This window comes from Nocardia rhizosphaerihabitans (assembly GCF_014646295.1).
Classification (GTDB): domain Bacteria; phylum Actinomycetota; class Actinomycetes; order Mycobacteriales; family Mycobacteriaceae; genus Nocardia; species Nocardia rhizosphaerihabitans.
This window is the reverse complement of record NZ_BMNE01000003.1, coordinates 354,920-379,811: the sequence shown is the minus strand read 5'-3', so window position 1 is coordinate 379,811 and position 24,892 is coordinate 354,920. Positions and strand designations below refer to the sequence as shown.

The 24,892-nt window shown below is 67.8% G+C and carries 23 protein-coding genes; 12 read left to right on the top strand and 11 right to left on the bottom strand.

Annotated features, from left to right (window positions below; all coding sequences use genetic code 11):
* Positions 1–5: 5 nt before the first annotated feature.
* The 8 genes from IEY60_RS14595 to IEY60_RS14560 all read right to left on the bottom strand — a co-directional run bounded on the left by IEY60_RS14595 (position 6) and on the right by IEY60_RS14560 (position 9,467).
* Complete coding sequence (locus tag IEY60_RS14595) at positions 6–701, bottom strand: transporter (protein WP_189028293.1); 696 nt, start codon at positions 699–701, stop codon at positions 6–8.
* A 352-nt stretch (positions 702–1,053) separates the two neighbouring features.
* The gene (locus IEY60_RS14590; RefSeq protein ID WP_189028291.1) at positions 1,054–2,352 is read right to left on the bottom strand and encodes an NAD(P)/FAD-dependent oxidoreductase; all 1,299 of its coding nucleotides are present in this window, start codon (positions 2,350–2,352) and stop codon (positions 1,054–1,056) included.
* Positions 2,353–2,357: 5 nt separating this feature from the next.
* Positions 2,358–2,732: a hotdog fold domain-containing protein gene (locus IEY60_RS14585; RefSeq protein WP_189028289.1), complete on the bottom strand. Its 375-nt coding sequence runs from the start codon at positions 2,730–2,732 to the stop codon at positions 2,358–2,360.
* Positions 2,729–4,387 carry a flavin-containing monooxygenase gene (locus IEY60_RS14580; protein ID WP_189028287.1) on the bottom strand — a complete coding sequence of 553 codons (1,659 nt, stop codon included), beginning with the start codon at positions 4,385–4,387 and terminating at the stop codon, positions 2,729–2,731. The genes IEY60_RS14585 and IEY60_RS14580 overlap by 4 nt, the downstream gene beginning before the upstream one ends.
* 114 nt (positions 4,388–4,501) lie before the next feature.
* Complete coding sequence (locus tag IEY60_RS14575; protein WP_189028285.1) at positions 4,502–5,959, bottom strand: aldehyde dehydrogenase family protein; 1,458 nt, start codon at positions 5,957–5,959, stop codon at positions 4,502–4,504.
* A 34-nt stretch (positions 5,960–5,993) separates the two neighbouring features.
* Positions 5,994–7,088, bottom strand: coding sequence for a Zn-dependent alcohol dehydrogenase (locus IEY60_RS14570; RefSeq protein ID WP_189028283.1), 1,095 nt, complete (start codon positions 7,086–7,088; stop codon positions 5,994–5,996).
* A complete protein-coding gene (locus tag IEY60_RS14565) occupies positions 7,088–7,849 on the bottom strand; it encodes an enoyl-CoA hydratase/isomerase family protein (RefSeq protein WP_189028281.1) in 762 nt (253 codons plus the stop codon). The genes IEY60_RS14570 and IEY60_RS14565 overlap by 1 nt, the downstream gene beginning before the upstream one ends.
* 10 nt (positions 7,850–7,859) lie before the next feature.
* Positions 7,860–9,467 carry a class I adenylate-forming enzyme family protein gene (locus tag IEY60_RS14560; RefSeq protein ID WP_189028279.1) on the bottom strand — a complete coding sequence of 536 codons (1,608 nt, stop codon included), beginning with the start codon at positions 9,465–9,467 and terminating at the stop codon, positions 7,860–7,862.
* Positions 9,468–9,752: 285 nt separating this feature from the next.
* On the opposite strand from IEY60_RS14560, the gene IEY60_RS14555 reads away from it, so the two are divergent.
* On the top strand, positions 9,753–10,430 hold the full coding sequence (locus IEY60_RS14555) for a TetR/AcrR family transcriptional regulator (RefSeq protein ID WP_189028277.1): 678 nt from the start codon (positions 9,753–9,755) through the stop codon (positions 10,428–10,430).
* A gap of 67 nt (positions 10,431–10,497) precedes the next feature.
* Here the strand turns inward: IEY60_RS14555 and IEY60_RS14550 are convergent, their stop codons facing one another.
* From IEY60_RS14550 to IEY60_RS14540, 3 genes are read right to left on the bottom strand one after another with little or no spacing between them, the layout of a single operon-like run.
* On the bottom strand, positions 10,498–11,262 hold the full coding sequence (locus tag IEY60_RS14550) for a gamma-glutamyl-gamma-aminobutyrate hydrolase family protein (protein WP_189028275.1): 765 nt from the start codon (positions 11,260–11,262) through the stop codon (positions 10,498–10,500).
* Positions 11,259–12,608, bottom strand: coding sequence for a glutamine synthetase family protein (locus IEY60_RS14545; protein ID WP_189028273.1), 1,350 nt, complete (start codon positions 12,606–12,608; stop codon positions 11,259–11,261). The genes IEY60_RS14550 and IEY60_RS14545 overlap by 4 nt, the downstream gene beginning before the upstream one ends.
* Entirely contained in the window at positions 12,601–13,263 is a 663-nt protein-coding gene (locus IEY60_RS14540) for a hypothetical protein (RefSeq protein ID WP_189028270.1), read from the bottom strand. The genes IEY60_RS14545 and IEY60_RS14540 overlap by 8 nt, the downstream gene beginning before the upstream one ends.
* Positions 13,264–13,418: 155 nt before the next feature.
* On the opposite strand from IEY60_RS14540, the gene IEY60_RS14535 reads away from it, so the two are divergent.
* From IEY60_RS14535 to IEY60_RS14485, 11 genes are all read left to right on the top strand, one after another.
* Entirely contained in the window at positions 13,419–14,429 is a 1,011-nt protein-coding gene (locus IEY60_RS14535) for an alpha/beta hydrolase (protein ID WP_189028268.1), read from the top strand.
* Positions 14,430–14,463: 34 nt separating this feature from the next.
* Positions 14,464–15,690: a PucR family transcriptional regulator gene (locus tag IEY60_RS14530; protein WP_229739827.1), complete on the top strand. Its 1,227-nt coding sequence runs from the start codon at positions 14,464–14,466 to the stop codon at positions 15,688–15,690.
* 266 nt (positions 15,691–15,956) lie between these two features.
* The gene (locus IEY60_RS14525) at positions 15,957–16,451 is read left to right on the top strand and encodes a hypothetical protein (RefSeq protein WP_189028266.1); all 495 of its coding nucleotides are present in this window, start codon (positions 15,957–15,959) and stop codon (positions 16,449–16,451) included.
* Entirely contained in the window at positions 16,448–17,215 is a 768-nt protein-coding gene (locus IEY60_RS14520) for an MlaE family ABC transporter permease (protein ID WP_189028264.1), read from the top strand. Before IEY60_RS14525 ends, IEY60_RS14520 begins: the two co-directional genes overlap by 4 nt.
* The gene (locus tag IEY60_RS14515; RefSeq protein ID WP_189028262.1) at positions 17,215–18,036 is read left to right on the top strand and encodes an MlaE family ABC transporter permease; all 822 of its coding nucleotides are present in this window, start codon (positions 17,215–17,217) and stop codon (positions 18,034–18,036) included. Before IEY60_RS14520 ends, IEY60_RS14515 begins: the two co-directional genes overlap by 1 nt.
* The gene (locus IEY60_RS14510; protein ID WP_189028260.1) at positions 18,033–19,220 is read left to right on the top strand and encodes an MCE family protein; all 1,188 of its coding nucleotides are present in this window, start codon (positions 18,033–18,035) and stop codon (positions 19,218–19,220) included. The genes IEY60_RS14515 and IEY60_RS14510 overlap by 4 nt, the downstream gene beginning before the upstream one ends.
* Positions 19,217–20,233 carry an MCE family protein gene (locus tag IEY60_RS14505; RefSeq protein WP_189028258.1) on the top strand — a complete coding sequence of 339 codons (1,017 nt, stop codon included), beginning with the start codon at positions 19,217–19,219 and terminating at the stop codon, positions 20,231–20,233. Before IEY60_RS14510 ends, IEY60_RS14505 begins: the two co-directional genes overlap by 4 nt.
* The gene (locus tag IEY60_RS14500; RefSeq protein WP_189028256.1) at positions 20,215–21,270 is read left to right on the top strand and encodes an MCE family protein; all 1,056 of its coding nucleotides are present in this window, start codon (positions 20,215–20,217) and stop codon (positions 21,268–21,270) included. Before IEY60_RS14505 ends, IEY60_RS14500 begins: the two co-directional genes overlap by 19 nt.
* Positions 21,267–22,565 carry an MCE family protein gene (locus tag IEY60_RS14495; protein ID WP_229739826.1) on the top strand — a complete coding sequence of 433 codons (1,299 nt, stop codon included), beginning with the start codon at positions 21,267–21,269 and terminating at the stop codon, positions 22,563–22,565. Before IEY60_RS14500 ends, IEY60_RS14495 begins: the two co-directional genes overlap by 4 nt.
* Positions 22,562–23,689 (top strand): MCE family protein, encoded by a 1,128-nt coding sequence (locus tag IEY60_RS14490; RefSeq protein WP_189028254.1) that lies wholly within the window; start codon positions 22,562–22,564, stop codon positions 23,687–23,689. The genes IEY60_RS14495 and IEY60_RS14490 overlap by 4 nt, the downstream gene beginning before the upstream one ends.
* Positions 23,689–24,891, top strand: coding sequence for an MCE family protein (locus tag IEY60_RS14485; protein WP_189028252.1), 1,203 nt, complete (start codon positions 23,689–23,691; stop codon positions 24,889–24,891). The genes IEY60_RS14490 and IEY60_RS14485 overlap by 1 nt, the downstream gene beginning before the upstream one ends.
* The last annotated feature ends 1 nt before the right edge of the window (position 24,892 follow it).

Sequence of the window (24,892 nt, the reverse complement as noted above, 5' to 3'; positions counted from 1 at the left end):
GTTCCTCATGCCGTGACGGGGGCGTCACCGGTGACTGCCGGGGCGTCGACCCGCTTGTTGTAGGCGTCGAAGGCGCGGTAAGCGCGGTAGTACGCGAACATCTGCAGACCCCACGTCGACAACGCGAAGATGTAGAAGATCGTGTGCTCGGCGTCGTCGCCCGGAATGTGCACGAAGTCGTAGGTAGCGGCGATCAAGAATCCACAGGCGGTGGCCACACCGGCCCACACGGCGTGCCCACGCTCACCGATATCCCACAGACGCTTGCTGAAATAGATCAGGAAGCACGTGGTGAGCACGTTGACCACGATGTAGAAGATCTTGCCAGGCGTGCCGATCTCCTCGGCATAGGTGCTCAGCACGAAACCGACCACACCCGCGAGCGCGAACGCACCGACATCGACCGTCGCCGACGGCTTGTATCGGTGGGTGACCTTCATCAATCCGAGCACCAGGATCAGTGTGATACCGACGGATCGCGAGAATGCGTCCAAGAAGTAGGCGAACGCGTACATCGGACTGTCGTGACCGGCTTTCAGCAGGCCGTAGATCAGGAAGTTCGTTCCCGATGTCGCAACGACGATCCACTCGATACCGAGCAGATAATTCCGGTAGTTCCGGATGAATTTGATGCCGTAGGTGAAACCGACAGCGACCATCCAGATGTCCGCGACCGCGAAAAGCAGTTCCTTGATGGACATGATCTTCTCCTTGAAAGGTGACACCCGCCGGCTAGCGGCAATGGGTCGATTCGTCAGCGATGCCGAGCGACAGAGGACCGATAGTCGTCTTGCTCCGGCAATCCATGGGGTCCGACATCTGGCCGCCGAGCGGGTAGCCCCAACGCAGGTCGGAATGTGATGCCAGTCATAACGGTACCGTGAGTGAGTCATATGATCAAGCCATTTGACCCACTTATTTGCAGGAAACCGATCAGCCCACGCCGACAGCCATCACAGGGGTCACAACACACACAACCGCCGAACCCGCTCGTGCGCGGGTTCGGCGGTTGTGGGACCGATTCAAGTCATGTGACCATGTCGGTCGCGGTGACTATTTTCCGATCGAAGCCAACCGGTCGGCAGCACGGTCGGCGAGCCAGCCCAGATACAACGCGGGGTTGCTGACGAAACTCGGCCAGAATCGCTTGCGGTCGTGCCAGATCGCCGCCAGGTCCTCGTGCATCGGGGCGCCGGTGACCTGGTCGGCCAGCAGGTGGCCCACGTACTGCGCCTGGGCGAAGCCGTGACCGTTGCAGGCCGCCGAGTAGAGCACGTTGTCGGAGGCCTCGCCCGCGACCGGCAGCCACGTGGAGCTCATGCCGATCCAGCCGCCCCAGGCCTTCACCGGCTTGATGTCGCGCAGGCCGGGGAAACGATCGTGGAAGCCGCGGACGAGGTCCTCGGCGACGTGCGGCGCGGGGGTGCGATCCGGCAGCGGGTTACGGCCCGCCTGGATGCGGCGGGTACCGAAAGCGATGGTTCCGCGGGGGGTGACGCGGTAGCTCTCGAGGATCATGTGCAGCGTGACCAGAGGCGCACGACTGGTCCAGCCGATCTCGTCGAGCCGCTCGGGCGCAATGGGTTCGGTCTCGACCAGGGAGGTCCACACCGGGGTGGCGAGGTGCTTGGGCGCGATGGGCAGGCTGTTGCTCGCGGCATTGGTGGTGAGCAGCGCCTTGCGGGCCCGGACCTTACCGTTCGGGGTGACGACGGTGACCCTGCCGCCTGCGTCGACGACGTCGCGCGCGGGAGTGGACTCGTAGACGCGCACCCCCGCCGCGAGCGTCGCGGCGCGCAGGCCGAGCGCGAACTTGCCCGGATTGACCGTGCCACCGACACCTTCACGAATGCCACCGAGGAAACCCTCCGGCAGACCCGCTTCGGGACCCTCGACGAATTCTCCCGCCGAGCCGGCTTCGGCCAGGACCTTCGCGTTGCGGCGCGCGTGCCGCAACTGCCCCTTGGACACCGCGGCCATCACGATGCCCTCCTGCCGATAGTCACAGTCGATCGCGTGGTGCTTGATCGCGTCCTCGGCGAAATGCACCGCGTGCTCGGCGTAGCGGTACAGCTCGCGCAACCGCTCACGCTTCAGCAGAAAACCGAGCATCTCCGGATCGGCGGCCACCGAGTTCGTGATGTACCCGGCGTTGCGCGAAGTGGCGCCCCAGCCCAGGGTCTTCGCCTCGAGCAGCACCACGTCGATGCCCTTCTCGGCGAGGCGAAGGGCGGCCGACATGCCACCGCCGCCGCCACCGATCACGACGACGTCGCAGTCGACGTCACCGGTCAGCGATGGTTCGACCGTGGTGGGTTGTCCGGCCCAACCGGTGTCGTTGATCAATTCCATGATGCCTACTCCGTTCCATCCGCGGGGATGACCGCGGTGCCGCGAGCGCGTACCGCCACCAGAGGCGGCTCCAGGACTTGCGCGCGACCGGTGCCATCGGAGCCCCGGCAGACCACCCGGAGCTCGAAATCGACTGTGCGGCTTCGGTTTCCCTTCTTCACCAGGGTTGCCTCCGCCTCGACGACATCGCCACCCCGGATCGGGGCGAGGAAGTCCACCGACGAGTAGCCGGCGAACAGGCCCTCGTGGCCGTCCAATTCGATCGACAGATTGGTGCCGACATCGCCGAAGAGCTTCAAGGCGTAGGCACCGTCGACGAGGTTACCGGCGTAGTGCGCGTCGGAGAAGGCGACATACCGCCGGTGGACTGCCTTGCTCATGCGATCTCCTCGTGAATCGGGCCGACTGTGCGCGACTGCGCTTCGCCGTCGATCGCGACGCCGGGGTAGCCCCGCTTGGCGATCTCGGTGCACATGCGGCGGTACTTGCCGACACCACCCAGGTAACCCAGGAAGGTGTTGGGCTTGCCATCGATGTTGGAACCCCGATACCAGGAGTCGGTCGTGGCGTACAGCGTCTGGGCCACGGTCCACTCGGTGATGTCGACCCACTCCTGCTGGGCCTCGGGGGTTGCCTCGATCAGCGTGGCGCCGGCGTCGCGTGCGTGCTCGATGAGGTCGGCGATCCAGTCGACGGCCTGCTCGATCGTCACCACCACGTTGCTGGCCAGCGCGGGACTCAGCGGTCCGGCGACCATGAAGAAGTTGGGGAAGTCGGCGGCCATGAACCCGAGGTAGGAGCGGATACCGTCACTCCAGGCCTCCTGCAGCTTCGCACCGGACGCGCCGGTGAGATTGAGGCCGTACAGCGGGCCGGTGAAGGCGTCGAAGCCGATCGCGAGCACGATGGCGTCCACCTCGTAGGTGCCGTTCGAGGTGACGATCGCGTTCTCGGTCATCGTCTCGATCGACTCGTCACGCAGCGACACCAGCGACACGTTCGGCCGGTTGTAGGTCTCGTAGTAGTCGGTGCCGAAGACGCTGCGCTTGGCGCCGAGCGGATGGTACTTGGGCACCAGCAGTTCCGCGGTGGCCGGATCCTGCACGATCTCGCGGATCTTGTCGTGGATGAACTCCGACGCGGTCCGGTTCGCCTCGGCGTCGAAGAGCAGGTCGGCGAACTCGGCACCGACGCCGAGGAAACCGCTGCGCTCGTAGGCTGCCTCGTAGCGTCGGCGGCGCTCGTCGTCGGAGACGTCGAAGGCGTTGTCGGTGGCGGGGCGATCGGGGATGCCGCCGGGCGAGTGCCTGCACTCCTCACGGATGCCCACGTAGTTGTCCTTGACGGCGGCGACCTGGTCCGGGGAGAGTTCGGCGTTGCGCGCGGGCATCACATAGTTCGGGGTGCGCTGGAACACCGTGAGGTGCTCGGCGACCTCGGCGATCAGCGGGATGGCCTGCACGCCCGAGGATCCGGTGCCGATCACCGCGACGCGCTTGCCCGCGAGATCGTCGAGCGAGATGTTCCACCGGCTGGTCGACACCTGCAGGCCGGTGAAGTTCGACAGGCCGGGCACGTCGAAGTCCTTGGGGGTGGACAGACCACCGGCGCCCGAGATCAGGTAGCGGCTGCGCCGGATCTCGCCGTTGTCGAGCTGCACCTCCCACAGCCTCTCGGCGGCGTTCCAGGTCGAGGCGACCACGCGGGTGTTGAAGGTGAAGTGCTTGCGCAGGTCGAAGCGATCGGCGACGTGCTCGATGTAGCTGAGGATCTCGGCCTGGGGGGCGAACCGCTGGCTCCACGTCCACTCCTGCTGGAGCGTCTCGTCGAACGAGTACGAGTAGTAGATGCTCTCGACGTCACAGCGCGCGCCCGGATAGGTGTTCCAGAACCAGGTACCGCCGACGCTGGGCCCGGCTTCGAAACCGGCGAAGGTCCAGCCTGCTGTCGTCAGCCGATGCGAGAGGTAGACGCCGGTGAAGCCGGCGCCGACACCGATGACGTCGACGATCTCTGAGGTGGGGGTGGAGTTCATGGCAGAAGCCGCTTTCCTTTGTATGGTCGACCGACTGGATCAACTGACCTAGATGAAGTAGACCAGTGGTCCCGGTCACAGTCAAGGGGTAAGGCGGAAGTAGTTCCGCGATCGCTACAGGGGCAGGTCGGGCGAATCGACGCCGACCACGCGGTCGCCGCAGAACACCCGGACGGACTCACCGGGGGCATGGCCGCCGATTCCCGAAGTGCCCCAGAAGCTTTGGGCCGAGCCGTCGGCCAGATCGGCGATCTTGGCGCCGTTCACGCGCACCTCGCCCGACAGCACCCGCGAGCCGACCTCGACGGCGCGGTCCAGGTCGCCGCCGAATAAATAGGCGTCCAGGCCCGACGGGTTGGCATTGGCCACGCGCAGCGCGTCCTCGTCGGACTCCACGGCGTGCAGGCTGATGAGCGGGCCGAACAGTTCGGCGGTCGCCAGCGAGGCATCGACTCCCGTGGCGACGGTCGGCGACAGGAAGAAGCCATCGAGGCCGGGAAGTTTCGCGGGCTGATGGATGGTCGCGCCGTTGGCCCGCAGCCCTTCGATGCGACTCTGGAGTGTCGCGAAGTGCGGGGCATTCGAGATGGGGCCGAGTTCGGTGCTCTCGTCGAGCGAGTTCCCGACCTCGATAGGGGCGATACGGTCGAGCAGCGCCTCGAGCAGCGGTTCGATCAGACTCTTGTGCGCCAGCACCTTGCCGGGGCCCTCGCACCACTGACCGTTCAGCTTGGTCATCCCCTCGAGGATCCCGTCGGCGGCCACGTCGATGTCGGCGTCGTCGAGCACCAGGGCGGGGTTGTTGCCGCCGAGCTCGAGCTGGAGCACCTTGAAGTCCTCCGCGGCCGCGCGGGCGATGGCCCGGCCCGCGTTCGGGCCGCCGGTGAAGGAGACGATCTTGACGCGCGGGTCGCCGGTGATGGCGGCGCCCACGTCACCCGCACCGTGGAGCAGCTGCAACGCACCGGTGGGCAGGCCGGCCTTGACGAAGCTCTCGACGATGATCTGCGCGCTGCTCGGCGCGTGCTCCGACGGCTTGAGGATGACCGGGCAGCCGGCGGCCAGCGCGCTCACCATCTTCGCGGCGGGGATGAAACTGGGGCCGTTCCACGGGGTGAGGATGGCAGCGGGACCCCACGGGACCTTGTACAGCCGCACATCACGGCCACCGGCGTCGAGCGCGGTACGACGCGGGATGGCGCGCAGTTCCGCTGCCGCGGAACGGATCCGGTATGGCAGGAACTGTGCGACCATCCGGGCCTTGGCGATCGGGACGCCGCTGGTGAGGGCGTCGGTGCGGGCGATGTCCTCGATCCGGGACTCGACGATGTCGGCCGCGCGCTCGATGATCTCGGCGCGTTCCTCGCTCGCCGCGTCGTCCCAGCGTTCGAAACCGTAGGACCGCTCGGCGTGGCGCAGGGCGCGTTCCACGTCTTCAGGGGTGGTGGTGACCGCCCGGTGCACGGGCAGGCCGGTGTTGGGGTCGAGATTCCAGGCGTCGGGGATCGTCGCGCACTCGGACCAGTCGTCGGCGATGTAGTTGATCGGTTGGGGCAGTTGCGGGTTCGACATCAGGGGCTCCTTCGGGACTCGAACGGGGACGGGCTCACACGGTGAGGTCGGCGACGATGCGGGTGACCTCGCCGGACTTCATCGCCTCGAAGCCCTTGTCGATGTCGTGGAATCCGATGACGTCGCTGACCATCTCGTCGAGCAGCAGACGCCCCTGCTGGTACAGGCGGGCGAACTGGGCGATGTCTTCCTGCGCCTGACCCGAACCCATGTAGGACCCGATGAGCCGCTTCTCGCTGAAGAAGAAGTTCCAGGCGGGCAGCTTCAGGTCGGTGCCGTCGGGGGCGATACCGACCAGGCACGCGGTGCCGGTGGGGCGCAGCACCTCCAGCGCGGTGGCCGCGGTGCGCGCGCTGCCGACCGCCTCGAACGAATAGTCCACGCCGTCGCCGAGCAGCTTCTGGATCTCTGCGGGCACGTCGGCCGCACCGTTCACGACGTGGGTGGCGCCGTAGGTCCGGGCTGCGGCCAGCCGGGCGTCGTCGAGGTCGACGGCGACGATCGCGGAGGCGCCGGCCAGGCGCGCGCCCTGGATGATGGCCGAACCGACACCGCCGCAACCGATCACGGCGACGGTGGCGCCGGGACGCACCTCGGCGCCGCGGAACACCGCGCCGACACCGGTGATGATGCAGCACGAGAGCAGGCAGCCCACGTGCAGACCCACCTCGTCGGGCACCTTCACCAGGGCGTTCTCGCGCATCAGGGTGTGGCGGGAGAACGCGCCGACGTCGCCGAGCCGGTGCACCACCTGACCGCTGGGCAGCTGGAAGGCGGGCCGGGGCCGCTGCCGGATCTGCGTGGAGCGCTGACACTGGGTCGAGTGCCCGACCTGGCAGTTGCGGCATTGCCCGCACGAGGGCGTGAGCGCACCGACGACCCGGTCGCCGGGACGCAAGGTGGTGACCGCGGAGCCGACCGACTCGACCACGCCCGCTACCTCGTGCCCGACCACCACGGGCAGGTCGGCGGCGACGGTTCCGGTCATATAGTGCAGGTCGCTGTGGCACAGACCGACATTGGAGACGGCGAGGCGTACCTCGTTGGGTTCCGGGTCGTCGACCTGGATCTCGGTGAACTCCAGCGGTTCGTTCACCGCGGTGAGTACTGCTGCTTCGGTGGTGATCATCATCGTCTCCGTTCGTTCTTCGATGCCCAGAAGCTCTCGATGCCTTCGGAGAAGGCACCGGACTCCCAGGACTGGCGGGCCGCGTCGTCTTCGCGGGCGAAGGCGGCCTCGATCTCGTCGGCGCGCGGGCGCAACAGGCCCAGATGCAGTGCGGTGGTGCGGGGATCGGAATTCCACTGCCGGACCGTGTCGACCGCGCGAGCCACCAGGTTCTCGTCGGCGACGATCTCGTCCAGGAGCCCGATACGCAGGGCCTCGTCGGCCTTGATCCGTTCCGAGCCCAGGACGATGCGCATCGCGTGGTTGCGCACCAGACGGCCCAGCAGGAAGCTCGAGGCGTTGGAGATGATGATCCCGCGGTGGTTCTCCGGCTGGAAGTACTCGGCGGCCGGGCTGCCGATCCGCGCGTCACAGCTCAGCGTGATCTCCGAGGCGCCGCCGACCGCGATCCCGTTCACGGCCGCGATCACCGGGATCTGCGTTTCGAGAATCGCGCGGGTGATGTCGTGGAAGGTCGCGACGGCCTGGCGGATCTCGTCGTAGGTGCTGGGCACCGACTGCAGATCTTCCCCGGCGGAGAAGGCGCGGCCGGTGCCGGTGAGCACGATCCCGCGAACCAGATCACCGGTGCCGAAGTGGCGGATGGTCTGCGCGAGCTGCACCCGGGTGGCCACGTCGAGCACGTTCAGCTTCGCCGGGCGGCTCAGGGTGAGTACCGCGACGTCGTCGTCGATGCGGGTGACCAGGTAGTTGTCGGTCATGTCCGGCTCCTCAGTCGCGCGAGGGTTGCAGGTCGTAGGTGGTGCCGGGGTGCTCGGCCGCGCGCGCTTTCAGCGCGGGCTTGGAAACCCGTTCGGACGGGGTGCGCGGGAAGTCGGCGACGAACTCCACGTAGCGCGGAAGCTTGAAGCGCGCCAACTGCTTTCGCGCGTTGTCGAGGATCCGCTCGGCGGTCTCGCGGCTCCCCTCGATGCCGGGGGCCAGCTGCACGAAAGCCTTGACCTCCTCGCCGAACAGCTCGTCGGGCACACCGACGACCGCCGTCGCGACGACGGTGCCGTCGCGTTCCAGGACACGTTCGACCTCGGCGCTGGCGATGTTCTCCCCGCCCCGACGGACCATGTCCTTGATCCGGCCGACCAGCCGATAGCTGCCCGCCTCACGCACGGCGACATCCCCGGTGTGCAGCCAGCCGTCGCGCAGCACCTGGGCGGTTTCCTCGGGTCGGTTCCAGTAGCCGAGCATCATCGGCTTGCCCGAGGTGATCAGTTCACCGGACTCCCCCTCGGCGACCTCGCGCCCCTGCGGGTCGACAACGCGGACCCGCTTGGTGGGAACCGGCTGACCCAGCCGTCCGCTGCCGACATCACCGGCGTTCTCGGGCAGGCTCACCAGGTCGGCGCCGCTCTCGGTCATCCCGAAGATCTCCCGCCACGGCGCGCCCCACCGCTGCTCGAGCTCCGCGTGCAGCGCGGCGGGGATGGCCGAGCACAGCACGATGCGCAGGTCGTTGTCGCGGTCCTGCGGAGTGGGCGGCTGCTTGAACAGCAGCGTCGGCATAGAACCGAGCACGTAGCAGAACGTGGCCCGGTGCTTGCGGACGTCGGCCATGAAGCCGGAGGCGGAGAAGCGGGGAAGCACCACCAGCGGCGCGCCGATCGTCAGGCACAGCGAGGTGTTCCACTGCGGGTCCATGTAGGAGAACGGCTGCGAGGTGAGGGCCACGTCGTCGGCGCCGAGGCCGGTCGCGTTCGTGCACACCCAGCCCAGCCGGGTCCAGTAGTCGTGGGTCAGCATGCAGGCCTTGGGGAATCCCGTTGTTCCCGAGGTGTATTGGAGGTTCGCGAGGGTCTCGCCGGTGATGTCGACCGCCGGCCGGGCCGCCGGGTAGTCCGCCAGCTCGCCGGGCGACGAGGCTTCGACGATCCGGACGTCGGCCAGCTCGCCGTTGGCGGTGCGCACCTCCTCGACCAGCGCGGTGTGCTCGGCGTCGGTGAACAGCACCCTGGCGCCGGAATCCTGGAGGACGAATTCCAGGTCGGCCCGCTGATACGACGAGTTCACCGGAACCGTCACCGCGCCCGCCTTGAGGATCGCCAGCCAGGCGATCGGCCACTGCACCACGTTGGGCAGCATGATCGCGACCCGGTCACCCGGGCGGACACCGTCCTCGGTGACCAGCCGCCGGGCCAGCCGCGAGGTCCAGTCGTCGACCTCGGCGAAAGTCCAGGACCCGTCCACGAACCGGAGGAATTCACGGTCGGGAGAGCGGACGGCCTGGTCGGCCAGAAGACCGACGAGGGTGTCGATCGGCGGGTCGACGGCCAGACGATCGCGCGCGATCGCGCGTTCGGGGTGGACCGATTCGACTTGGGTCATGTCGTCCTCTTCGCGGGTAGCAGGTGGTAGGTCGTCGATCGACCTGCAGTCGCCGGGCTGCGGCCGGCGCGGCACGCACGCCGTCATGGGTGGTTTTCGATGGGCCCGGATCGCCAGGAAGTGTGAGGCCTGCCATAACGGTAGCTGTAGTGAGTCATTTGATCAAGGCATATGACTAACTATTTGTGGCGCGCCTGCCCTGACAGTCCCCCTCATAGCAGGTCAGGCTGGTAATGTCGGTGTTGACTTGATCAATCGTTCAGATCTGACTCGAAGGAGTACCGCATGGCTCGCATTCCCGCCGCCGAACGCCGCGCCGAACTGGTGGCAGCGGCCGTGCGCGTGATCGCCGCCCACGGGGTGGACGGAGCCACCACGCGCCGCATCGCCGAGGAGGCGAACGCTCCCCTGGCCACGCTGCACTACTGCTTCGCCACCAAAGAGGTGCTGTTCGCCGCCGTCTTCGAATACCTCGCCGGCGAGTATCGGGACGTGCTGCACCGCAGCGATGTCCACAGCGATGCGCAGAACACCGCTCGCGGGCTCTTGCGCGGTGTACTGGAGTGGTATCTGGAGAATCGGGACTTCGGCGCGACCATCCTCGAGCTGATCAGCTGGGGTCAGCGTGAGGGCGAGCAGGCCGAGGTCGTGTACAACGAGGCCTTCGCGACCATGCGCACGATCCTCGCGGGCACCACGACCGCCGCGGGCCGACCGGTCGACCCGGAGACGATCGACCAGCTGATCTATGTGGTGTCCGCGCTGTCCGACGGCTTCGCTCTCAACTGGCTGGTGTTCACCGACGCCGCCGTGGCGCGGGCACAGGTGGAACTCACCGTCGGCGTGCTCGACGCGTGGATGGCGGCCAACCTCGGCGAGGCCGGCGCCCCCGCGGGCCGGCCTGTCGACCTCGCGCCCGAGCCGGACATGCGGTCGCTGGTGTCCTGGGTGCGCATGGACTGACCGCGCCGACCCCACAGCACTGTGGCCGCCACCGAAAAGGTGGCGGCCACAGATGTTTCCGCGTCGCTCAGCGCCGGTCGGCAGCCGCGTCGACGAGCCAGCGCAGCGCGCCGTCGTCGGTGATCATCCACTCGGGATGCCACTGCACCCCGAGCACGGGGGCTCCGGGTAGCTCGACCGACTCGGCGACACCGTCGTCGGTGCGACCGGTGACAACCAGCCCGTCACCGCAGACATCGATCGCCTGGTGGTGCCACGAGTTGGTCACCAGCCGGTCGCCGAACACCTTCTGGGCGATCGTCCCCGCGTCGAAGGTGACACTGTGCTCGGGATCGCCGTCCGACACCGGACCCACCGACATGAGGTGCTTGATCGGCCCGACCGGCAGGTCGGGAACCAGCGTGCCGCCGAGGGCCACATTGAGCACCTGCATGCCGCGGCAGACGCCGAGCAGCGGGAGCCGGCGCTCCAGCGCGACCCGCGCCAACGCGATCTCGAACTCGTCCCGGCTGGGATCGTGGACCGAGGGGTCGGCGAGCGGATCGATGCCGCTCACCACCGACTCGTCCCCACCCCAGCGTCGCGGATGCACGTCCTGACCACCGGTGATCACCACACCGGACAGCCAGTCACCCAGCGCCGCCGGATCGGCGTCGTAGGGCAGCATCACCGGCACACCGCCCGCGCGCGTGATCCGCTCCGCGAAATCGGAGAAGAAGCTGTCGGTGAGGCGCTGACCGTAGCCCGGGTGCGAGCCCTTGACCAGCTCCGTCCTGAACCGTCGTCCGGTCAGGCCGATCAGGGGCTTGCGCCGGGTCGAGTCGGCGGTCACGGGAACTCGAAGTAGCGGTTGGACTCCCACTCCGACAGCTCGGAGAACGGGTCGCCGCCCGCGGTGTGGAACTGCATCCACTCCCAGCGCCGCGTGCCGACCCAGTAGTCGACGAACTCGTCGCCGAGCTGCTCACGCAGGACCAGATCGGACTCGAGTGCGTCGGCGGCCTTGGTGATGGTGTCGGGCAACCGTTCCAGGTCGGGCGCGCACCACGCCAGATCGCTCACCGGATCCGCGGGCTCGAGGTTGCCGTCGATCCCGGCGATCACACCGGCCAGAATCGTCGCGACCGCCAGGTACAGGTTGGCATCGGCGCCGGGCACGCGGTATTCGAGGCGGGAGTAGGCGGGGTGCCCGACCACCGCACGCACCGCGGTGGTCTTGTTGGCGATGCCCCAGGTCACCGTCGTCGGCGGACCACTCAGGTCGACCAGGCGCCGGTAGGAGGTGATCTGCGGGAGCATGACCGAGGTCGCCCCGCGCATCGTCGCGAGCAGCCCCGCGACCGCGTTGAGCATCGTGTGCGAGGGTCGGCCGGGAGCGTAGAACGCGTTGACACCGTCGCGCTGCAGGGAGAGATTGACGTGCGAAGCCTGGCCGTAGCCGGCGGTCGGCTTGGCCATGAAGGTGACGGTATGCCCGCGCTCGAAGGCCACCTCGCGCATCACCTGACGGGCACGAGCCCAGTTGTCGCACACCGAGATCGGATCGCCGGGAATCAGATTCAGCTCGACCTGACCGGCCGCGTCCTCGTCGCTCCACGCCTCCCACTCGATGCCGATCTGCTCGAGGCGCCGGACGACCGCCGACATGTAGTCGACCCAGTCCTTCGACTTGGCGAGGTTCAAGGCGGTGCCAGCGGAGCCACCGAGCGGGGTGAGGTCGCGGTATCCCTTCGCCCTGGCCTCGTGGACGGACTCCTGGAACACGGTGGCCTCGATCTCGACCGCGATAGTCGCGGTGAAACCACGCACAGCGAGCCGGTCGACCAGCTTGCGAGCCAGGTTGCGCGGACAGGTGCCGACCGGGGTGCCGTCGTTCTGCCAGTAGTCACCGATCACCGATTGCACGCCGGGTTCCCACTGCACCAGCGTGGACATGTCGGGCCGGAACTGCAGGTCGGTGATGTGACCGCGCCAGGACGGGTAGGCGAAGCCCATGGTCGGCGCATTGCCCAGATCCAGGCCGAACAGCAGATCGGCCAGCCCGAACTCCGAGGTCGAGGCGAACTTCTTCGGCGCGATGTTCTTACCGTGGAACGTGCCGTCGTGGTTGGTCGACTCGATCCGGACCGTGTGCACATCCGGCGCGAGAGCCGTTGCGGTAGTAGAGATTTCAGACATCGTAACGAACCTTCCAGGATGCGGCGACCAGCACGGACAGCTGCGCGAGCGTGCCACGCACGCCGATGAGACCGGTGGACAGCGCGGCGAGCAGATCGATCGCGCCGGTGAAGATGGCGGCCAGCAGCTCCGGCGGGCCTGCGATGACGTAGTGGGTCTCCCCCTCGCCCGAGACGACCTGATCCAGGCCCTCGGGGCCCTCGATGACAGCGATCAGCATGTCGGGAATGCCGGGGACAGACCTGGTCGCGGCCCAGAAGCCGGCGGCCGCGGTCTTCCAGTCCGGCAGCGGCGGCGACAGCAGCGCCACGGCCACGGCCACGAACTCGGAGGAGCCGACAGGGTCGCCGACCGGAGCGAAGAACTGGTTCAGGTCGACGGTCACGTCGAGGTCGGGCTCGACGAAGACGCCGCCCGACACCGCGATGGCACCGTCGGCGATGGTGATCGTCGCGGACTGCGGGGTGTCGTGGGAGCGGATCGCGATCGCGCCCGACAGCCCGGCGGGCAGGATGGAGCTGTCGGCGCGGAGGGAATCGGCGATCGTCCGGGCGATGAGCCGGACGATCGGACTCGCGTCGTCCTCGATCCGGATGTCGACCCCGCCGACCGCGTCAGCCCCGCGTGTCGCGAGACCGATCGTCGTTTCGGTCATCATGTTGTCCTTTCGATTCGACGAGATCGTGTGCGCGGTACACCGTCGACAGCGGATCCCAAATGAAACGTGAACTTCTAGTCAAATGTCTGAGTCACGTGACTATGATGGTGAGGCACAGATCACTTGTTGTCAACGACTTGCGAGGTTTTCTCATGAACGACGACGCGCCCGCGTGCTGGAATCTGCTCGATGACCAGGCCATAGCCGTGGCCGGGATGATCGACCAGGTCCTGCAGAAACCCCTGCGCGAGCTGGGGCCCGAGCAGGCTCGCGCGCTGGTGGACTCGGCCCCGTCCGCCGAGCCGATCACGCCGCTGGACCATGTTGGACAATTGACTGTGTCGACGCGTGCCGGCGCGATCGCGGCCCGCCTGTACCGCGCGGACGGTACGCCTTCCGACAGCGCCGCGCCCGCCCTGGTCTACCTGCACGGCGGCGGTTTCGTGCTGGGCACCCTGGACGGTGCCGACGAGCTGTGCCGCGCGATCGCCGCCGGATCCGGCTGGACGGTCGTCTCCCTCGAATACCGCTTGGCGCCGGAAAACCCGTATCCGGCGGCGCTGGAGGACTGCGTCGACGCCTACGCGTGGCTGATCCGATCGGCGCCCGAACTGGGCATCGACCCGGAGCGGATCGCGATCGGCGGCGACTCCGCGGGCGGCAATCTCGCCGCCGCCCTGTGCCTGTACCGCCGCGAGGAGGGCAGCGCGCTGCCCGTGGCGCAGGTACTCGCCTACCCCGCCGTCGACGACACGTTCACCAGACCGTCGTGGTCGGATTTCGCCGACGCGCCGCTGCTCGGCGCCGCGGACGCCCGCTGGTTCTGGGAGCAGTACGTCGGGGCCGGACATCCCGGCGGCGACCCACTCGCCGCGCCGATGCGCGCGGACTCGTTGCGCGGCCTACCGCCCGCGCTGGTCATTACCGCGGAGGTCGACCCGATCCGCGACGACGCCGAGGCCTACGCGCAGCGGCTGCGCGAGGAGGGCGTCCCGGTGTCGTCGACCAGGTACCCAGGGGTATTCCACGGCTTTGTCACCGAGGTCTCGGTGTTCGCGCAGGCCAAGCAAGCGATCGACGAGGTGTGCCAGTACCTGCGCGCCGATCAGAAGAACTGGTCGTTCGACCGCAAGGTCGGCCGGATCGGCGAGGACAGCGATTAGCGGGATTGTGCGGGGGGACAACATCCTTCGACCGGTGGCCCTGGAGATGGGCCGCCGGATGGAGGCGTTCGTCGCCGACCTGATGACCTCGGCGCGCTCGGAGCTGCCCGAGCTCACCGAGGACGAGCGGATGGCGGGTCTGCTGGAGGCGAGCATCGTCGAGGACGTGATCGCGGCGATCAACTTCCTCGGCGATGCGGTCGGCGAATCCGATATCCGGGTGCCCGCGGCGGTGCGGTCGTTTCTGCGGGTGCTCGCGCAACGGGATGTCTCGATCACCGTGGTGATCCGCGCCTACCGGATGGCGCACACCGACTTCGTCGATCAGGCGATGCGATTCGCGCTCACTCTCGGTCGCGACGCGAGTGCGCCGACCATCATCGCGCTGGTCAACCGCACCGCGCTGTGGATCGATCGCATGCTCGAACAGGTCAGTGAAGCGTACGAGGAAGAGCGGGACCGGTGGGTGAGCAGCCGGAGCGGGCTGCGCAGGCAGTGGGTCGATACGCTGCTGACCGGCTCGGGCGCCGAGATCCACCATGCCGAACAAGCTCTCGGGTATCGGCTCGACACGTTCCATCTCGCGGTCGCGGCATGGCTCGACGAGTCGGTGTCCGCCCGCGACGCGGTGACGCTGTTCGACGAGACGCGCACGCTGCTGGCCAAGCAGCTCGGCGCGACAGGCCCTCCGCTGATGGTGCCCGCCGACGAGCGTGAGGTCGAGCTGTGGGTTCCGCTGCGCCGCGGTGGGCCGCTCGATGTCGAGGCGATGGAATCGGTGCTCGCCGAGCAGGGGCTGGATGTCCGGTTGGCGCTCGGCGACGCCGAGCGCGGCGAAGGTGGTTTCCGGCGTTCACATCTGCAAGCCGCTCGCGCGCGCCGCGTTGCCCTCGCCTGCGCGGTGAGCCGACAACGGGTCGTGGCCTATGCCCAGATCACGCCACTGGCCCTGATGACCGAGGACGTGGACGCACTGCGCGGATTCGTGGGCCGGATGCTCGGTGACCTGGCGGCCGACGACGAACGTGACGCCTGGCTGCGCGAAACGCTGCTGACGTTCCTGTCGTGCGGTCGTAGCTACACCGCCACAGCGGAGGCGATGCACCTGCACCGCAATACGATTCAGTACCGGCTCCAGCAGGCCGCGGAGCGGTTGGGACACGAATTCGAAGATCCGGCGACCGTGCTGGACATCCAGCTCGCGTTGCAGGCCTGCCGCTGGCTCGGCTCGACCGTGCTGGGCGGGCGCGAGGACAGCTGACGGCTTGGTGCACATCGCACGAACGCCGGACCCAGGTTCGTGCGATCGGCATATGGTCCAGCTCACAACGGTTGCCTACTGTGACATGCGCTACGTCGAAACAGGCAGGTGCGAGGGCTGGGTCCGTGGACCGGCAGCCGATTCCCCGCCGACCGACGTCGCCGAGCCGGCAACCGACGCCCCGCATTCTCTTCCACGCCAAGGGTTTCGTCCTCTCCGCTCGTTGACCTGTCCCGCGCGTTGCCGCCCGATCGCGAGGAAACGTAGTGCTGATACCGAGCAGCCATGTCCTGACCCGACATGGCATCGACCCCCGAGCCGGTGCGCCTGCCGTGATCGCACGCGCGCTGGGAGATCCCCGGTTCGTCCGTGGCGCCGGATGCGCGGCGGTGATGGTGTCGGTCCGGGTGCTCATCGGCGCCCTGCTCGACATGTGGCCACAGCACGGCGCGTACTTCCGTGGCATGGGCGCCGTCGCCGTCCTCGGGACCGCGGCGGCGTGGGGTGCGTGGGACGGCAAGCGCGCCGACCGGATTCCCGGCACCGACCCGACGCTGTCCTGGCTGGCGGCAGGTGGGTTCGCCGGAGTCGCCGCCGGAGCGGGTGCGCTGTTGCTCGCCCGGTGCGGGGCTCCGGTCTACGGAATCGGCACGGTGCTGTTCGAACTCACCGCGGGCGCGGCCTGGACATTGCTCCTCGTCTTCGTCGCCGCGACGGCAGGCAAGAGCGCCACGGCCGAAAAGAGGTGGCGGACCCGATGACGAATCCCGTTGCGCGCCCGTTGACTCTGCTCGGCGAGTTCTTCGCCATGTCGGCCGACGCGTTCCGCGGCATGGCGGTGTGGCCGTTCCAATGGCGCGAGTTCATCGGCCAGTGCTGGTTCATCGTGCGGGTGTCGTTGCTGCCGACGTTGCTCGTCGCGCTGCCGTTCACCGCGTTGATCAGCTTCACCTTCAATATTCTCGCCGCCGAATTCGGTTCCTCGGATGTGGCGGGCGCGGGCGCCACGCTCGGCGCGGTCACCCAGGTGGGTCCCGTGGTGACGGTGCTGGTGGTCGCGGGCGCCGGAGCGACGGCCATCTGCGCCGACCTCGGGTCGCGCACCATCCGCGAGGAGATCGACGCGATGGAGGTGCTCGGCATCGACCCGATCGTGCGGCTGGTCTCCCCGCGCGTGCTGGCTTCGACGCTGGTGGCGCTGCTGCTCAACGCGCTGGTCTGCGCGATCGGGATCGTCGGCAGCTTCATCTTCTCGGTGTTCTTCCAGAACGTCACCCCCGGCGCGTTCGTCGACGGAATTCCGCTGCTCACCGGGATACCGGAATTGGTGATCTCGGAGATCAAGGCCGCCTCGTTCGGGCTCATCGCGGCGCTGATCGCGTGCTACCGGGGCCTGACCGTCAAGGGCGGCGCCAAGAGCGTGGGACAAGCGGTCAACGAAACGGTCGTCTACGCGTTCATGGCGTTGTTCCTGGTCAACGTCGTGACGACCGCCATCGGTATCAAGATGACAGCGGGTAGCTGATGACGATCGTCGGAGTATCAGGAGCGAAGAGAACCCTCGACGAGGTCGGCAGGCAAGCGGTCTTCTTTCGCGACGCCATCCTCGAAATCCCGTTCGCCGTCCGGCGTTTCCCCCGCGAGACGCTGCGCTTGGTCGCCGAGGTCGCGCTCGGTTCCGGTGCGCTGGCGCTGATCGGTGGCACGGTCGTGATCTGCGGATTCCTGACGTTGTCCGCCGGTGCGGTCGTCGCGCTGCAGGGGTACGCGTCACTGGGTGACATCGGTGTCGAGGCGTTGACCGGGTTCTTCGCGGCGTATGTGAATGTCCGCATCGCCGCGCCGTCGATCGCCGGCGTCGGACTCGCCGCGACCATCGGCGCGGGCGCGACCGCGCAATTGGGCGCCATGCGGATTTCGGAGGAGATCGACGCACTGGAAGTGATCGGCGTGCGGTCGGTGCCGTATCTCGCCTCGACCCGCATCGTGGCGGGGATGATCGCGATCGTTCCCGTGTACGGGGTGGCGGTCGTCGCGTCGTTCCTGGCCAGCCGCACGGTCACGGTCGTCGTGTGGGGTCAATCCGGCGGCGTCTACGACCACTACTTCCGGTCGTTCCTGGTACCGACCGACCTGCTGTGGTCATTTCTGCAAGCGATTCTGATGGGACTGGTCGTCATGCTGATCCACACCTACTTCGGGTACACCGCCTCGGGCGGGCCCGCCGGAGTCGGTGAGGCCGTCGGACGCGCGGTGCGCGCGTCACTGGCCGCCGTCGTCTTCGTCACCCTTGCCGTCTCCCTGGCCGTCTACGGCGTGTCGGGCAACTTCCACTTCGCCGGATGAGGCGCCGATCGCCGCGGCGCGGACCACGCGAGCCGCACTACACCTTCGACGGCGCGGTGTTGCTGTCCGTGCTGGCCGTTGTGGCCGTCTTCGTCGCGCTGCAATTCCGCGGGACATTCGTGCGCAGCGTCGATGTCATGCTGCTGACGCCACGCTCGGGTCTGAGTCTGGAACCGGGCGCGCGCGTGAAGATGCTCGACGTGCAGATCGGCCGGATCGCGAAGGTCGAGGAAACCGACGGCTACGCCCGGGTCGAGTTGCAACTGTTCCCCGATCAGGTCGGCGCGGTGCCGGACAATGTCGTCGCGACGATCGACTCGACCTCCGTCTTCGGCGCCAAGTACGTCAATCTCGTTCGGCCGCAACAGCCTTCCTCGCGCCACATCGACGCCGGCGACACCATCGATGCCCGTGAGATCACGCCCGAACTGAACTCCCTGTTCGAGCGGTTGACGACCGTGCTTCGTGCGGTGTCCCCCCAGGATCTCAACGCCACGCTCACCGCCCTGGCCGACGCCGTGCGTGACCGCGGCACGCAGATCGGCGGCACACTCGAGCGCGCCGACTCCTACCTGAGCGCGCTACGGCCGAGTTTGGAGCACCTGCAACGCGACCTCGTGGTCACCGCGGACGTCGCGCACATCTACGCGGACGCGGCACCGAGCCTGCTCGACACCGTCGAATCGCTGACCACCACCGGATCGACGATCGTCGAGCAGGCCGACGACCTGGATCGATTCCTGCTCGCCGCCGTCGATTTCGGTGACTCCGGGAGCACGCTGCTGAACCACAACCGGGCCGCGGTTGCCGGCCTGCTGCGGGAACTGGTGCCGACCACCGGGTTGCTCGGCGACTATTCGCCCGAATTCCCCTGCTTCTTCCAAGGTTTGGACGAGGCACGGGCAGCGGTCGAGACGGCGATCGGCGGCACCGTTCCCGGAATCAATGTCAGCGGAACTGTGCTGGCGGGTGAGACGCCCTATCGCAACCCGGACAACCTGCCGAAGGTCGCGGCCGGTGGCGGACCCCGATGTGGACGCCTGCCCTCGGTGAATCCCGCCGACGGGCCGGCGCCCTACGTCGTCACCGACACGGGCGTGAACCCGTTCGCGCCGGACGGCAAACCGGCCCAGCTCAACGTGCTCGACTTCCTGCTGTACGGCATCCCAGGAGGACCGCGATGACCAAGACCACGGTCAAATTCGGGATCTTCGGTGTCGCCATGGTTTTCGTCCTGGTGATGCTGATCCTGGTGCTCGGCCGGATCCGGCTCGACAGCCGGACACCGTATCGGGCGATCTTCGCCGACGCCTCCGGGCTCACCTCGGGACAGGAGGTGCGGATCGCGGGGGTCGATGTGGGGCGCGTGCACGCTGTCGACCTGGACGGGCGCCGAGCCCACGTCGAGTTCGACGTGATGGACAACGTGCGGATCACCGAGAACGCGACCCTGCAGGTGCGGTACCAGAATCTGCTCGGCGATCGCTATCTCGAGATCACCAACGGTACGGCGAAATCCGAGGCGATGCCCGAAGACGGGGTCTTCCCCGTCGAACAGACGAAACCCGCGCTCGATATCGACGCGCTGCTCGGCGGGCTCGCGCCGTTGACCAGATCGCTGGAACCCGAACAGATCGACCAGCTCTCGGGCGACCTGCTGCGAGTGCTACAGGGTCAGGGTGGCAGCATCACCGGCATCCTGCAGCAGGTCGCCGTGCTGACCAACCAGTTGGCCGATCGGGACGCGCTGATCGGCGCCGTGATCACCGAGCTGGGCACCACGCTGGAGTCGATCGGCAAGGACAGCGGTGCGTTGTCGACCATCATCGACCAGCTCCAGCACCTGGTGACCCGGCTGTCGAACCAGAGCGCGCCGATCGCCGACGCATTGGCCCACCTCGACGACGGCTCGGCCACCCTCGCCGACCTGCTGCTCGACGACCGCCCCGCCATCCACGGTGTGGTCGCCGAAACACACCGGACGGCAACGGTTCTCGATGACGGCAGCGAGCAGATCGAGTCGGTGCTCACCGAACTGCCCGAGGCATACCGGCGGCTGAGCCGCCTCGGCTCCTACGGCAGCTTCTTCAACTTCTACCTGTGCTCGGTGTCGGTCCGCGTCGACGGACCGGGCGGTGCGCCGATCGAGGCGAAACTCGTGCAGCAGGACCAGGGCAGGTGTGTGACACCACAATGATCAGCTACGACAGAAATCAAAGCACGCGGGCCGGAATCATCGGTGCCGCCGTCATTCTCGCCGCGGTGGTCGCGGTGTCCAATTACGACGACCTCGTCTTCCTCGACGCCGATCACGAGATCACCGCGATCTTCGCCGACGCCGGCGGCATCGAGGTCGGCGACAAGGTCGAGCTGGTCGGCGTGAACGTCGGGCAGGTCACCGACATCGCGTTGCGGGGCACCGACGTCGAGGTGACCATGTCGGTGCGCGACGATCTCACACTCGGCGAGCAACCGCGAGCGCAGATGCGCACCAGAGCAGTGCTCGGCGCCAAGGCGATCGTCCTGGTGCCCAGCGACGACCCCGGCCGCTACGACCCGGATGTGCCGATTCCGCTCGAACGCACCCGCGCGCCCTACGACCTGCCGACCGAGCTCGGCGCACTCACCGCGAACGTGGCCGACATCGACACCGATCAGCTGTCGGATGCACTGCGTGCCACCTCGGAGGTGCTCGCGGAGTCGGCGCCCGACGTCCACACCGCACTCGACGGGGTGGCCCGGCTTTCGGACACCCTCGGGTCCCGCGACGAGGCGCTGAAAGAGCTTTTGCGTCACGGTTCGACGGTGAGCGGGGTGCTCGCCGAACGCCGGACGCAGCTCAACGCGCTCGTCCTGGACGGCAACACACTGTTCGCGGCAGTCGATGCCCGGCGCGCGGCACTGCACACTCTGACAACGCATCTGGCAGCGGTGGCCCAGCAGATCCGGGGGCTCATCGCGGACAACCGCGAGCAGCTGGGACCGGCACTCGAGCGGGTGAACCGGGTGCTGGATCTGCTCGAACGGCACCGGAGCTCACTGGAGGCCGCGATCCCCGGACTGGCGACCTATGCCAGGACACTCAACGAAGCACTCGGCAGCGGCCCGTTCTTCCAGGCCTACATCACCAATCTGCTACCAGGCCAGTACGTTCAGCCGTTCGTCGACGCCGCGCTCGGCGACGGCCGCGTACCGCCCCCACCCGCCGAGCCCCCGACGGAGGGACCACGATGAGGATGAACCGCCGAACTCTTTCCCTTGCCGCGGCCGCGGCGATCCTCGCGTTCCTGGCCTTGCTCAGCTACGTCATCGTCCCGAAGCTGTCACAGCGCTCGGTCACGGCGTACTTCCCCGCCGCGGTCGGCCTGTTTCCTGGGGATTCCGTGCGGATCCTCGGCGTCGACGTGGGCAGGGTTGAGCGGATCGACCCGGAAGGCACCCGGGTGGCCGTCCGGATGAGACTGGACCGCCGGTGGGATCTGCCCGCCGACGCGCAGGCGGTGATCGTGGCACCGACGCTGGTGACCACCCGGTTCGTCCAGCTCACTCCCGCCTATACCGGCGGTCCGGCGCTCCCCGACGGTGGGGTGATCCCGCAAGAGCGCACCGCGATGCCCGTGGAATGGGACGTCGTCAAAGACCAGCTCACCCGGCTCACCCAGACCCTCGGACCACGCGCCGACGGCACCGAGCCCGCCACGGGCACGCTCGGCGAGTTCGTCGGGAACGCCGCGGACAGTGCGCGCGGCAACGGGGCGACCCTGCACGACACCCTCGACAAGCTCGCCCGCACGACCACCGCGCTGTCGGACGGGCGCACCGACCTGTTCTCGATGGTGCGGAATCTGTCGATGCTGGTCGACGCGCTGTCGCAGAGCCACGAGCAGATCGTGCAGTTCAACGGTCATCTGGACTCGGTGACCCAGCTGCTCGGCACGAGCGAGACCACGCTCGGCGACGCGGTGGCCGAACTCGACGGTGCGGTGCTCGATATCGGGCAATTCGTCCGGGACAACAAACAAGCGCTGGGGGCCACGGTCGACGGGCTCGGCGCGGCCACCCAGGCGCTGGTGGACAAGCGTCGTGACCTCGAACAGGTCTTCCACATCGCCCCGACGACCCTGGTCAACCTGAGCAACATCTACCAGCCGGCGCAGAACTCGCTGACCTCGGCGACGGTGCTCACCAATACCGCCAATCCGGTCCAGTTCCTCTGCGGCGCAATCGCCGGCGCGGGTGAACAGGGCGCACAGGAAGCGACCGATCTATGCATCCACTACCTCGGCCCCGTGCTGAAAACCTTGGCCTTCAACCACATTCCACTCGGCACCGTGGTCGGCAACACGGTCGGCGCCCTGCCCGACCAGATCGTCTACAGCGAACCCGGACTGGCGGAACCGGCCGGGAAGAGCACGGAGCCTGCGGCGCCGACAGCGGCACCGGCCCCACCCGCGACCGGTGGGCTGCCTGGTCTGCTGCTGCCCGGCTTGCCGCCACTGTCCGCGCCGTTCGGGACCGGTCCCCGATGACCGGCCGCGCGCGCACCGTGCTCGCCCTCGCGAGCGGGCTCGCGGCGACCACGCTGCTGTCGAGCTGCGGATGGACCGGGCCCAACCAGTTCGCCCTGCCCGGCGCGGCAGGCGGTGGTGACGGGGCATGGGAGGTGCAGATCGAGCTGCCCGACGTGACGACGCTGACCGAGAACGCGCGAGTGCGCGTCGGTGACGTGAATGTCGGCACCGTCCGCCGGATCGAGGTCGACGGCGATCACGCCCTGCTCACCATCTCCCTCGACGAGCAGGTGCGCCTGCCCGCCAACGCCACCGCCAAGATCGGTTCGACGAGCCTGCTCGGTTCCGCCCACGTGGAACTGCTCGCCCCACCCGAGCCGACGGGCGAACTTCGCGACGGTGACCGCATTCCGCTCGATCGCGGCGGTGCCTACCCGACTACCGAACAGACCCTGTCGACGCTGTCGTTCCTGCTCAACGGCGGTGGCATCGGTAAGCTGGAGGAGATCAACCGCGAAGTGACGCTTGCCCTGTCCGGGCGCGCGGACGTGGTGCGCAACCTGCTGACCAATGTGGAGGACTTCACCACCCGGCTCAACGCGCAACGGGACGACCTCATCCGCGCACTCGAGGGCATCGACCGGTTCGCCCAGATCGTCGCCGACGACCGTCAGGTGGTGGAAAACGGGGTGGCCGCCCTGGCCCCCGCGCTGAGCACCTTGAACGAACAGCGCGACGACCTGGCCGCCGCACTGCTGGCGATCGGCGACTTCGCCGACGCCGCGAACCAGGTGATCACCGGCAGCCGCGCCGAACTCGACGCGAATCTGCGCGCACTCGAGCCGACCCTGCGCGGGCTGGCGGACGCGGGTCCTGCGTTGCCGTCGTCGCTGTCGTTCCTCGGGACCATCCCGTTCCCGCTCAACACCTACCGCAACGCGATGCAGGGTGATTTCGCGAACTTGTTCCTGAATCTGGACCTGACCACCGCGCGGATGGACCGGGCGTTGCTCACCGGAACTCCCGCGGCCGGTCAGCTCGCCTCGCTCGGCGGGTTGATCGGCCAATTGCCCCCGCTCCCACCGACTTCGGGCAACCCGCTGATCACCCCGCTGAATCCGCCGAGCCGAGGAGGAAACTGATGCTCCTCACGAAATTCGTCCGCTACCAGCTCGGCGCGTTCGCGATCATCACGGTCGTCGTCGTCAGCTGGATCCTCGTCTCCTATCTGCGAGTGCCTGCGATGCTCGGAATCGGCCGCAGCACAGTCGAACTCGCACTCCCCTCGGGCGCCGGGCTCTACCCGAAATCGAACGTGACCTACCGCGGTGTCCACGCGGGCGTCGTGCACAGCTTGCGCATCGATGCGGACACCGTCGTCGTCACGATGCACCTCGACGCCGGCCTCGACATCCCCAAGACCGACCTGCGCGCCGAGGTGCACAGCCGGTCGGCGATCGGCGAACAGTACATCGAGCTGCTGCCACAGACGGATTCGGCGCCCTACCTTGCCGACGGTGACCGCATCGACAGCACCCGGCTGCCGACGCCGACGGCGCACATGGTCGACGCGCTCGATGCCGCACTGGGCGATATCCCCCGCGAAGACCTGCAGACGGTGATCACCGAGAGCGGGGTGGCGTTTCGCAACTCCGGTCCCGATCTGCAGCAGATCCTCGACGGCCTGAACAACGTGCTCGACGAGGGTCACCGCAATCTCGCACCGACCCTGCACCTGATCGACAATGCCGGTGCCCTGCTGGACACCCAGGTGGCCGCGGGCGACGACATCCGGGCGTGGACGGGGTATCTCGGTTCGATCACCGGTTCCCTGGCCGCCAACGACACCCACGTGGGCGCGCTGCTGGCCGGCGGCCAGGAGGCGGGAACCCAGGCGGCCGACCTGTTCGGCCGGATCACCCCGACCCTGCCCCGCGCCCTGGGGAACCTGCACTCGGTCGCCGAGGTCCTGCGGATCTACAACATGAGCCTCGAACAGATCCTCGTGGTCTACCCGCCGCTGGCCGCGATGGCGCAGAGCATCGTCAAAGGCTCCGAACCCGGCATGGCCAATCTCGACTTCAACCTGAACGTCAACGCGCCCCCGCCGTGTCTGACCGGTTTCGTGCCACCCGATCAGCGCCGGTCACCGAGCGAGTCGGCGGTGATCGACAGCCCGACACCCAACTACTGCGGTGTCGCGCCGGGCGAACCCTATGTGCCACGCGGCGCCCGCAACATGCCGTGCATGGAGAACCCGGGTGTGCGAGCTCCCGATGTCGACTCCTGCCGCGCGGGCGGTACGGCACCGCTCGGCACGAATCCCTGGATCGGAGGTCCGTAAC